Source organism: Pseudonocardia sp. (genome assembly GCF_025965585.1).
Lineage (GTDB): Bacteria > Actinomycetota > Actinomycetes > Mycobacteriales > Pseudonocardiaceae > Pseudonocardia.
In genome coordinates this window covers 1-10,516 of the sequence record NZ_JAOPWR010000082.1, presented here as the reverse complement: position 1 = coordinate 10,516, position 10,516 = coordinate 1, and the positions used below count along the sequence as shown (strand labels likewise).

12 protein-coding genes are annotated in these 10,516 nt (G+C 72.3%); 7 read left to right on the top strand and 5 right to left on the bottom strand.

Annotated features, from left to right (window positions below; all coding sequences use genetic code 11):
• Positions 1–60: 60 nt before the first annotated feature.
• Entirely contained in the window at positions 61–2,052 is a 1,992-nt protein-coding gene (locus tag JWR81_RS05370; protein ID WP_297647324.1) for a glycoside hydrolase family 3 N-terminal domain-containing protein, read from the top strand.
• 222 nt (positions 2,053–2,274) lie between these two features.
• Here JWR81_RS05370 and JWR81_RS05365 read toward each other — a convergent pair whose 3' ends face one another.
• Both JWR81_RS05365 and JWR81_RS05360 read right to left on the bottom strand, forming a co-directional pair.
• Positions 2,275–3,477, bottom strand: a complete 1,203-nt coding sequence (locus tag JWR81_RS05365) for a cytochrome d ubiquinol oxidase subunit II (RefSeq protein WP_297647321.1) — start codon at positions 3,475–3,477, stop codon at positions 2,275–2,277.
• On the bottom strand, positions 3,474–4,871 hold the full coding sequence (locus tag JWR81_RS05360; RefSeq protein ID WP_297647318.1) for a cytochrome ubiquinol oxidase subunit I: 1,398 nt from the start codon (positions 4,869–4,871) through the stop codon (positions 3,474–3,476). The genes JWR81_RS05365 and JWR81_RS05360 overlap by 4 nt, the downstream gene beginning before the upstream one ends.
• A 56-nt stretch (positions 4,872–4,927) precedes the next feature.
• Here JWR81_RS05360 and JWR81_RS05355 point away from each other — a divergent pair, with 56 nt between their 5' ends.
• The 3 genes from JWR81_RS05355 to JWR81_RS05345 all read left to right on the top strand — a co-directional run bounded on the left by JWR81_RS05355 (position 4,928) and on the right by JWR81_RS05345 (position 6,260).
• On the top strand, positions 4,928–5,095 hold the full coding sequence (locus JWR81_RS05355; protein ID WP_297647315.1) for a hypothetical protein: 168 nt from the start codon (positions 4,928–4,930) through the stop codon (positions 5,093–5,095).
• Between the two features lie 516 nt (positions 5,096–5,611).
• Complete coding sequence (locus JWR81_RS05350; protein WP_297647313.1) at positions 5,612–5,980, top strand: putative quinol monooxygenase; 369 nt, start codon at positions 5,612–5,614, stop codon at positions 5,978–5,980.
• An 82-nt stretch (positions 5,981–6,062) separates the two neighbouring features.
• Entirely contained in the window at positions 6,063–6,260 is a 198-nt protein-coding gene (locus JWR81_RS05345) for a hypothetical protein (RefSeq protein ID WP_297647310.1), read from the top strand.
• A 64-nt stretch (positions 6,261–6,324) separates the two neighbouring features.
• On the opposite strand, the gene JWR81_RS05340 is transcribed toward JWR81_RS05345, so the two are convergent.
• On the bottom strand, positions 6,325–6,882 hold the full coding sequence (locus JWR81_RS05340; protein ID WP_297647308.1) for a hypothetical protein: 558 nt from the start codon (positions 6,880–6,882) through the stop codon (positions 6,325–6,327).
• A gap of 237 nt (positions 6,883–7,119) precedes the next feature.
• On the opposite strand from JWR81_RS05340, the gene JWR81_RS05335 reads away from it, so the two are divergent.
• Genes JWR81_RS05335 through JWR81_RS05325 form a run of 3 tightly spaced genes read left to right on the top strand, consistent with a single transcriptional unit; the run spans position 7,120 to position 9,671 of the window.
• Positions 7,120–8,235, top strand: a complete 1,116-nt coding sequence (locus JWR81_RS05335; protein WP_297647305.1) for an alpha/beta fold hydrolase — start codon at positions 7,120–7,122, stop codon at positions 8,233–8,235.
• Between the two features lie 31 nt (positions 8,236–8,266).
• Positions 8,267–8,791 (top strand): peptidylprolyl isomerase, encoded by a 525-nt coding sequence (locus tag JWR81_RS05330; RefSeq protein WP_297647302.1) that lies wholly within the window; start codon positions 8,267–8,269, stop codon positions 8,789–8,791.
• Between the two features lie 10 nt (positions 8,792–8,801).
• A complete protein-coding gene (locus JWR81_RS05325; protein WP_297647299.1) occupies positions 8,802–9,671 on the top strand; it encodes a rhomboid family intramembrane serine protease in 870 nt (289 codons plus the stop codon).
• Positions 9,672–9,678: 7 nt separating this feature from the next.
• On the opposite strand, the gene JWR81_RS05320 is transcribed toward JWR81_RS05325, so the two are convergent.
• Positions 9,679–10,122, bottom strand: coding sequence for a PH domain-containing protein (locus tag JWR81_RS05320; protein WP_297647296.1), 444 nt, complete (start codon positions 10,120–10,122; stop codon positions 9,679–9,681).
• Positions 10,123–10,184: 62 nt separating this feature from the next.
• Positions 10,185–10,454 (bottom strand): cell division protein CrgA, encoded by a 270-nt coding sequence (gene crgA, locus JWR81_RS05315; protein WP_297647327.1) that lies wholly within the window; start codon positions 10,452–10,454, stop codon positions 10,185–10,187.
• Positions 10,455–10,516 lie beyond the last annotated feature (62 nt).

Genomic DNA, 10,516 nt, shown 5'->3' with positions numbered 1-10,516 from the left:
CCCCATTTTTCTGGAGGGCTGAATGTCGATCGGCGCGTTCCGATGTCCCCTGGCGGTCGGATGAGTGACAGGGGAGCGGCCGGGCGGCCGCGGCCGGCGCGGGACCGTCACGTCCGGGAGCTGCTCGACCGGATGACGCTCGCGGAGAAGATCGGCCAGATCAGCACAGTGATGCTGCCCAGCGACGACGACGACGACGCCAGGGCGCTCGTCGACCGGCCGCCGGGGATCGTGCTCGTCCCCGCGTCCGAAGCCCGCCGGTCGGCAGCGCGCATCCGTGCGGTGCAGGACGTGCTCGCCCGGTCGGGGACGGGTGTTCCCGCCCTGCCCATCGCGATCGGGCACGGGGCCGGGTGGTTCCGGGGAGCGCTCGGGGCCGCGGCGACCTGGGACGTGGCCGCGGTCGAGCGGCTGGCGGCGGAGGAGGCCGCGGCGCTGCGCGCGGCCGGTGTCCTGGCCACGCTGGGTGCCGTCGCCGTCGAGGGGCAGGACGCTGCGGACGGGCCACCGCGCGCCGATCCGATGCTCGCCGCGGCAATGGCGACCGCGCAGGTGCGAGGGGCGCAGGGCCGCGACACCGGCCGTGCCGGCCTGTTCGGGCCCGAGCACGTCGCCGTGATCGTCCCGCTCGGCGTCGGCCGGGACGGCAGCTGGCACGAGCGCACCCTGCGCTCGACGCTCCTGACCGCGGCCGAGGCCGCCGTGCGGGCCGGTGCGGCCATCGTCATGCCGACCAGGGCGAGCAACGCCGGCGTCCCCGGCCACACCGACTCGTGGATGCTCCGGGACGTGCTCCGCCGCGACTGGGGATTCACCGGCGTGGTGATGGCCGCCGAGGGCGCGGTACACGGGCTCGTCACGCACCACGAGATCGCCGGTGACCTCACCGAGGCGATCGCCACCGCGGTGGAGGCGGGCGTCGACGTCGTCGGGTCCGGGGCCGACGTCGTGGATCGCCTGATCACGCTCGTGGAGACCGGGGCGCTCCCGCGCTGGATCGTCGACGACTCGGTGGCGGCGGTGCTGCACGTGAAGGACCGGCTGGGCCTGCTCGATCCTGACCGCCGCCGTCCGCCGTCCGCCGTGCCGCCGTCCCCGGCGGCCTCGTCCGCCCCGGCCCATCTGTCGGTCGCCCGGACCCTCGTGCTCCTGTCGGACCCGATGGGCGCGCTGCCGCTGTCCGGAGCGGAGGAGGTGCACGTCGTCGCGGCCGACGCGGTGCACGAGACCGGCGGCCCGGTGGGTGGGCAGGACGGCGGCGCGTCCCCCGACGCGCACGAGCTCGCCGGCGCGCTGAAGGTCCTGCTCCCCGGGGCGCTGGTGCACGCGGGCCTGCCCGGTGCCGGCGACCCCGTGGCCGGGAGCACGGTCGTCGTGCTGGCGCCCGACCCGGTCACCGCTGCGCCGCTGGCCGGCCGCGTGGTCGCGGCGGGACGGCGCTGCGTGGTGCTCGTCTGCACCGATCGCGTCGACGCCCTCGACGAGCTGGCCCCCACCACCGCCACGATCGTGCTCTGCTGGGGACCGGTCCGGCGGGACGTCGTCGCCGTCGCCGAGGTGCTCACCGGCACCGCCGAGCCCGAGGGCAGGCTCCCGCTGGGCCTGCCGGTCGCGCCCACACCCCGGTCGGTCGTGTTCCCGCTCGGGCACGGTTCCGGTTACACGACGTTCCGCTACTCCCGGCTGCGGATCGCCCCCGCCGTGCTGCTCGGCCGGGAGACCGTGCAGGTCCGCTGCATCGTGACGAACACCGGGCACCGGCCGGGACGCGACATCGTGCAGGTCTACCTGGAGCACCTCACGAGCACGATCGCGATGCCCGGCCGGTCGCTCGCTGGTTTTGCGCCCGTGCGCCTGGGCGTCGGGCAGAGCCTGCCCGTGGTGGTGCAGATCCCGCCCGAACGGCTGGCCGTGTGGGACCGCGCGATGCGCCACACTCTGCAGCCCGGGTCGGTCGACGTTCTCGTCGGGAGCTCGGCCGCCGACATCCAGCTCTCCGGCACGCTCACCATTGGTTCGTCGGGCGCTCTCGGACCCGGCCGCTGCTCCTGACGGTGTGGCGCGCCGGGGACGGCCCCGGGGGCGCCAGATCGGCGGGCCTGGTCGGCCGCGGCCGGCTCTACCGCACGGGAGCAACCGACCGGGGCGTCTGCACACCACACCACAGTCGTCCACCCCACCGGCCGCGTCCTGGGCCTGCTCCGGTGGTGGCTGCGGAGGCAGCTCGGGGGCACATCGCCGGGACCGCGGCGGTGGTCCGGTGCCGAGTCCGTGTCAGTCCCGCCGGCTCCGCCGCGGGAAGAGATGCCGGGCGATCTCACGGGCGACACCGGTGACGACGATGGCGACGACGGCCGTCTCCAGCAAGGGACGCCGGTCGGGAGGAGGCCGGGTGACCCTCGGTGCGGCGTCGTCTGCAGTCAGGCGGTTCCGGCCGGCAGGGGCAGGGGAGGGTACCGGTGCGGGCTGCGACTCGTGCAGCTCCTCGTGCTGCTGCAGCCAGTACAGCCACACGAACGCGGGTAGCACCAGCAGCACGGCCAGCCCCAGCGCCGCGAACAGCGCCAGCTGCGACGGCTCGGGTGCGGCGCTCTGCGCGAGCGTCAGCTGGCCGGGCAGGATCCAGGGGTACTGGGCGACGCCCCACCCGGCCACCACCCCGACGACCGCGAGCGCCGCGGCCCCGCGCAGCAGGTGCAGCCGGTTGCTGGGTAGGAGCAGCAGGGCGGCGAGGCCGCCCAGCACGGAGATCACGACCGCGGGCAACGCAGGCCCGAGCAGCCGGGCCCACAGGTACGGGGCGCTCTCCCTGAGCAGCACCAGGTTGATCGCCGCCAGTACCCCGGCGACCAGGCCCGCGGCCTGCGAGCGGCGGCGGAAATAGCTCGCCATCTCGGGGTCGCGGCGCCGCACGACGTCGGCCACGAGGTAGACGCCGCCGATGTAGGCGCAGGTCGCGACGAACAGCAGGCCGGTGACGACGGCCGTCGGGCTGGTCCAGGCGCTCCATACGTTGCCGGTGGGGTTCGCCGGCACCGCTCCGGTGGCCACCGCGCCGACCGCGGTGCCGAGGAAGAACGGCGTGATCAGGGAGGAGGCGGCGAACATCGCGCCGTACAGCCGCTTCGTCGGCAGGCTCTCGGCCTCGTGCCGGAACGCGAAGCCGACGCCGCGCAGCACGATGCCGAGCAGCGACAGGGCGAGCGGGGTGAAGAGCGCGATCATCACCGCGCTGAACGCGCTCGGGAAGCCGGTCCAGAAGACCACCAACCCGAAGATGATCCAGACGTGGTTGCCCTCCCAGACCGGCGTCACCGACGCGTCGATCTCCTCCCGCGGACGGGCGCCGCGTTCGTCGCCGCCGGCCAGCAGGTCCCAGATCCCGCCGCCGAGATCGGCGCCGGCGAAGAGCGCGTAGCCGGCGATCGTCACCATCAGAAGGACGGCGACGGCAATGGTCGTGGCGGAGGGGTTCATACCGGTGTCTCATCGACCCGGGCCGGTGGAGGGCCGTAGGGCGTCCGCACGGTGTCCGCGCCGGTCCGTGCAGCGTCCTGGGTGCGCCAGCGCCGGCCCATGAGCCACGGCACGTCGATGCTGGTGGCGGTGAGCACCCCGTAGATCACGATCGTGGCGGCCAGGGTGACCGGCACCCCGCCGGCCGTGGTCACCGCGTCCCGGGTGAGTAGCAGGCCGTAGACCACCCAGGGCTGGCGGCCCACCTCGGTGACGATCCAGCCGAGCTCCATCGCCACGATCGACGCGAACCCGGCGAGCGCCGCCGGGATGAGGAACCACCGGGTACTCAGGACCTCGCGCCGGAACTTCCACACCCACGCCTGCCACGCGCCCAACACCATGAGGAGCGAGCCGATGACGACCATCCCGTCGAACGACAGGTGGATCAGGTTCGACAGCGGCGGCCGGAGCTCCGGCGGCACGCTGTTCCACCCGATCACCTCGGCGTTCGGCGACCACCCGACCAGGATGGAGTCGAGATACGGGATGCCGAACCCGAAATAGACCTCACCGTTCCAGTAGATGCCGCCCAGCCACTCGGTGGCACCCCGCTGCGTGTCGGCCACCAGCTCCATGGCCGCGAACTTGATCGGCTGCTCGTTCGCCACCCAACGCGCCAGGATGTCCCCCATGAGCACCTGAAGGGGCGCGCACACCGCACCCACCCAGAACGGGATGAGGAACCCCAGCTGGTGATAGCGGTCCCGGCGTCCGCGCAGCAACCCGACCGCGTAGACGCCCGCAACGACGAACCCCACCACCATGTAGGCGCCGAGGATCATGTGCGGCGTCTCGAACGGCGTGGCCCGGTTGAAGATCACCGCCCACGGATCCACCGACGCGATCCGCCCGTTCTCCAACGTGAACCCGCTGGGCTGGTTCATCCACGAGTTCGCCGCGACGACCGAGAACGCGCCGAGCAGCCCTGCGATGACCATCGGCGTCCCCGACCACCAGTGCACCCACGGCGACAACCGGCGCCAGCTGTACAGGTAGATGGCCGTGAAGATCGCCTCCACGAAGAACCAGATGCCCTCGATCGCGAACGGGATCCCGAAGGCTGCGCCGTAGCGGCCCATGAGGCCCGGCCACAGCAGCCCGAGCTCGTAGGACAGGACCGTTCCCGACACCGCCCCGACGGCGAAGATCACCGCCGCCACCTTCGACCAGCGCTGCGCGAGCGCCAGCGCCACCTGGTCCCGACGCCTGATGCCGATCCACTCCGCGATGAGGAACACGAGGGGGAACGCGATGCCGAAGCAGGCGAAGATGATGTGGAAGCCCAGCGACGCACCCATCTGGGCCCGCGCCGGGATGTCGCCCTCGGCCAGGACATGCAGCGACGCGCTCACCTCACACCCCCACGGCCGGGCTTTGCATGCACCATGGGAGCGGAGGTGATGCAGACATGTTCTCCGCACTGATGGTCGTGCTTCTCGGACTGGGGCTCGGCGCGCTCGGGCTGCTCCTCCCGGACATGTACGTCGTCGGCCTGATCGTGGTTCTCATCGGTGGCATCGGCGTCCTCGTACGACTGAGTGAGTCATTCCGCTGGATCCACGAGTCGCGGCACTAGACGCCGGCCGGATCGGCCGGTGGTGAGCCGCTCACACTGGCCATGACGAGCCCTCGGCACGTCATCGGCCGGGCTGTTCCCGCACCGCGAGCATCGGCGGTAGCACGTCCTGGGTCGCCCCGGGGAGCGCCACTTCCGTCATGCAGCCCACCGGAACCCACTCGTTCCTGCTGACCGGAGGCCCGGCGGGAGAGCAGGCCGACTTTACGCCCGGCGGCAGATCCGGCGCCAGGCCGAGTCGCAGGCCGGTTGCCCTCCTGACCGGGGGCCACCCGGCCTTCAGCGCAGGTGGAGACCTCGCCGCGTGCCGATTCCGCCGATCGCTGCCCCTCCCGCAGATCGCTGCTTCAGCGTCTCGTCGCGCCGCGGGAGGCTGGCCCACGCCGCCCCGTCCCGGAATGCGGCATCAACCTGCTCGAACAGCACCGGGCGGTCGCGACCCGCTACGAGGGCCTCTCCCCGGGGGAGAAATCGGACGCGTCGCCGGCGGCTGCGCGACGTGTCAGCGCCGATAGAATGCTCGCTGATCAACAGCCGGCACAGCAGCCGAAGGGCACCTCCATGATCTTCATCGTCGTCAAGTTCCCCACCAAGCCCCAGCACACCGACGGGTTCCTCGATCGCGCCAAGGAGTTCACGGAGGCGACGCGGGCCGAGGAGGGCAACATCTTCTTCGAGTGGGCCAAGAGCGTCGAGGACGAGAACACCTTCGTGCTCACCGAGGCGTTCCAGGACGGCGCCGCGGGCGCGCACGTCAACTCCGACCACTTCAAGACGTTCGTCGGATGGGCGCCCGACGTCGTCTCGGCCACGCCGTCGATCATCAGCGTCGCGGACGTGCCCGGCGACGGCTGGGGCGAGATGGGCGAGATCAGCCCCCGCTAGATCCGGGCCGATCCCGCGCGGAGCGATGAGTCCGGCAGGCCACGGCGGCCCTACCGGGGGAGCCGACCAGGAGGAGACCGCCGTGACCCTGCCGCAGATCGTGACCGGGACGAGTGGACCGCCGACCGTCGACGGTGCCGGGTTCACCGTGCGGCGGCCCGGCGCCGAGGACCTGCCCACGCTCGTCGCGCTGCTCGCCGACGATGAGCTCGGCCGCACCCGGGAGGACGCCGACCTCGCCGCTACGAGGCCGCGTTCCGGCGGATCGCTCGTCCCCTGATCCGCACGCAGAAGGGCCCCGCCACCAGGTCCTGGTGGCGGGGCCCGCTGCGTTGCGACGAGGATCAGCCGAGGCTGTTGCCCTGCGTCATCGACCCGCCGGACATGGCCTTCTGCGCCAGGTCGGCCATCGTCTTGGCGGTGTCCAGGCTGGACAGCGCGCCCACGTCGTTCTGACCGATGTACTGCTGCGGGTCCGTCGACGGCCCGTTGATGTTGTTCGACTCCTGGGCGTGCATGATCCCGTCGAGCGCGTTCGCGCTCGGCAGGGCGGGGAGCGCGGGAGCCTCGGGCAGCGACGGTGCGCCCAGGTCGGGGACGGACGGCGCCGACGGCAGCGAGGGGGCGGACGGCAGCTCGGGGCCCGCGGTCGTGACGTTCGGCATCTCGAACGAGAACACCGTCGGCAGGTCCGCGACGCTCGGCGCCGCGGGCAGTGCGGGGAGCATGTCCTGGGCGGCGGTGGCGTCGGGGAGCGACGGCAGGGAACCGAGACCGTCGGTGCTCGGCGCGGCGGGGAGCTCGGGGGCCGCGAAGGCGGTACCGGCGAGACCGGCACCGAGGGCGGCGATTCCGGCGGCCGCGGCTGTCGTGCGCAGGGTGCGCCGGGCGAGGCTGCTCATATGGAGGGGACCCTTCGTGCGGGGAGCGGTCAGGTTCACGGTCGATCTCCCGAGCCAACGAGGTGGCCTCCCGCGGGTTGTCTCCGTTCACACGGCCGGTACGAACCCTCACCCGTTACGGGAACGTGATCTCTCTCGGTAGCGCACACGTTCATCACGTCGGGTGCCGTCGCGGTGGTTGACCCCGACCCGGATCCGGGGTCGATCACGTGGCGGCGGTACCCCATCATCACCGGAATGGCACGGTCGGTGTGGTGGGGTACGGGCATCGGGGTCGGGTTGAGCGCCGTCTCCACCGGGATCGGGTGGTTCTACTCGTCGGTGCTGCTCGATCCGACCCAGCGACCGGTCTTCCCGGAGCGGGTCCTCGCGGTGGACGGCGCCTCCGTGGCCCTCGCCCCCACCCGCCTCGCGGCACAGCAGGGCGTCTGGGGGCTGCGTTGGATCGACGGGCTCGCCGTCATGGGATCCCCTACCGCCATCACGGCGGACGCCGTGGTGCGCCCGCTGCTCGGCGGTGACGTGCCGAGGGCCGGCACCGCGGCCGTCCTCGACACCGGCCCGTACGACCCCGACCCGTCCGCGCGCGGCCTCTCCTTCGAGACGGTGGACGTGGCCACGCCGCTCGGACCGTCCCCGGCCTGGTTCGTCCCCGCCGCGGAGGGCGGTGCCGGAGACACCTGGGTGGTGATGGTGCACGGCCGCGGGGGGTCTCGGCGCGAGGCGTTGCGGGTGCTTCCGGCGCTGCACGGGCTCGGGTTCCCGGTGCTGGTCCCGACCTACCGCAACGACGTCGAGGCCCCGTCCAGCCCGGACGGCCACTACCACCTGGGCGACACCGAGTGGCTCGACGTCGAGGCCGCGGTCCGCGTCGCGCTGGACCGGGGCGCCCGGCGGATCGTGCTGTTCGGCTGGTCGATGGGCGGTGCCATCACCGCGGCCTTCCTCGACCGGTCGGCCCACGCGTCCACCGTCGGCGCCATGATCTGGGACGCGCCGCTCGTCGACTGGCGGGCCACGCTGCGCCGGCAGGCCCGCAACCGCCGACTCCCGCCGGGCCTCATCCCGTTCGCGACGACGATCACCAGCAGGCGCATCGGCATCGACTTCGACCGGTTCGACCTGCGTCGCCGGCCCCCCGCGGTGCGGCCCCCGACGCTGCTCGTCCACAGCACCGAGGACACGGCCGTGCCGGTGGAACCGAGCCGCGCCCTCGCGGCCGTCGCGCCGTCGCTCGGCTGGCCGATGGAGTACCTCGAGGTTCCGGGCGTCGAGCACACCGGGGCGTGGAACGCCGACCCGGACGCGTACGAGCGGGCGGTTGTCCGGTTCCTGGCCCGGGTGCTGCGCTGACGTGGGACGCGGGTGCTGGCACGATGGGGTCGTGACCGAACCAGGCAAGCACACCGCGACGCTGCGGACGAACCAGGGCGACATCGTCATCAACCTGTTCCCCGACCAGGCGCCGAAGACGGTGGAGAACTTCACCGGGCTCGCCACGGGCGACAAGAAGTACAGCCAGCCCAACGCGAGCGGCGGCGACTCCGGGCCGTTCTACGACGGCTCGGTCTTCCACCGCGTGATCAGCGGCTTCATGCTGCAGGGCGGTGACCCGACGGGCACCGGCCGCGGCGGCCCCGGCTACCAGTTCGCCGACGAGTTCCACCCGGACCTGCGCTTCGACAAGCCGTACCTGCTGGCCATGGCCAACGCCGGTCCCGGCACCAACGGCTCGCAGTTCTTCATCACCGTCGGCCCGACCCCTCACCTCAACCGCAAGCACACGATCTTCGGTGAGGTGGCCGACGCGGAGTCCCGTGCCGTCGTCGACGCCATCGCCACCAGCCCCACCGATCGGTCCGACCGGCCGCTGAACGACGTCGTCATCGAGCACGTCGAGATCTCCTAGTCAGTCGCCCGTGACCTACCCCGCAGGACCGCCGACGCCTCCGTACCCGCCGGGTCCGCAGACCGTCTGCGTCCGGCACCCGGACCGCCCCACCGCGCTCACGTGCACGCGCTGTGGGCGGCCGTCGTGCCCGGAGTGCCTGCGGGAGGCGTCGGTCGGCCACCAGTGCGTCGACTGCGTCGGCCGGGCCTCGCAGGGCGTCCGCCGCGGCACCACCGTGGCGGGCGCCGAAGCGGTCGACCGGCGGCCGGTGGTGGTGTGGACGCTCATCGTCCTCAACGTCGCCGTCTACGCGTGGACGGCCGTGCAGGCCCGCAGCATCGCGAACAACGCGAACTCGCCGCTGTTCGACGCCTGGGCGCTCGCGCCCGGGCTCGTCGCCCAGGGTGACTGGTGGCGCCTGCTGACGGCCGGCTTCCTGCACATCGGGCCACTGCACATCGCCTCGAACATGTTCGCGCTGTGGGTGCTCGGGCGCGGTATGGAGACGGCGCTGGGCCGCGGCCGGTTCCTCGCGCTGTACCTGATCTCGCTCCTCGGCGGCTCGGCCGCCGTGATGCTGTTCTACGCCCCGAACCAGTCCGTGGCCGGTGCCTCCGGTGCCGTGTTCGGGCTGATGGGCGGCCTGCTCGTGGTGCTGCTGCGGGTCAGGCGGCCCGTCGGCCAGGTGATCGGACTGATCGTGGTCAACATCGTGATCGGCCAGCTCGTGCCGGGCATCTCCCTCACCGGGCACATCGGAGGGCTCATCACAGGGGCCGTCGTGGCCGCTGCGCTCGTCTACGCGCCCCGGCGCAACCAGACGGCCGTGCAGGTGGCCGCGCTGGCGGGCATCACCGTGGTGCTCCTCGCGCTCTGCGCCGTCACCACGCTCACCTGAGCCGAGCTCAGGGCCGCACGGCCAGCACCTGGGGCGCCACGTCCTCAGGATCCGCGCCGAGGTCCAGCCGGCCGAACACCAGCAGTTGCTCGCCGCCGTCCGCAGTGACCGTGTCGACCTCCAGCAGGGAGCTCTGCCGCCCGAGGCGCCGCACCCGCAGCACGCGCACGTCCTGCACCAGGGGCCACGGGTAGTGGCGTCTGCGCAGCAGGCCGCCGACCGTCAGACCGTCGGCGTCGGCCCGCAGCCGGGGCCGGGCCCGGGTGCCGAAAAGCGATGCGATGCCGATGACCACGGCCGCGACGCCCGCGATCAGACGCCCGGCCGGGTCGCTGTCGGCGCTCCACAGCGCCACGCACCACCCGGCCGCGGCCACGGTGGCGATCCACCCGACAACCACGAGTCCCGTGGCCGGGCTCCACTCCCGGACGCCCGTATCATGATCACTCAAAGTAACTTGTCCACAGCGTTTGTCCACACTGGGGATTACTTACGTTCCTGTATTTCTGCTGGTCAGCGCCATCTCATGGTCATCAGAAGGCCGATTACGATGAGTGAGAACCCGATGAGGAAGTTCCACGAACCGAGCGCCGTCATGAATGGGATGGACGGCCCGGCGAGGTAGTTGACCACCAGCCAAACCAGACCGACGGCCATCAGACCCAGCATCACCGCGACGTAGACGGGGTTGGTGGGGCCCGCGACCTTCACCGGCGTGGTGACACGACCCTCGCCGGGCGGCGGGGTGTAGACGGGCTTCTTGCGGACCTTCGACTTCGGCATATGGAGACCTCGCGTGACGGTGTAGCAGCGCGGGTTCATCGGCGACCCGTGCTCTCGTGCCC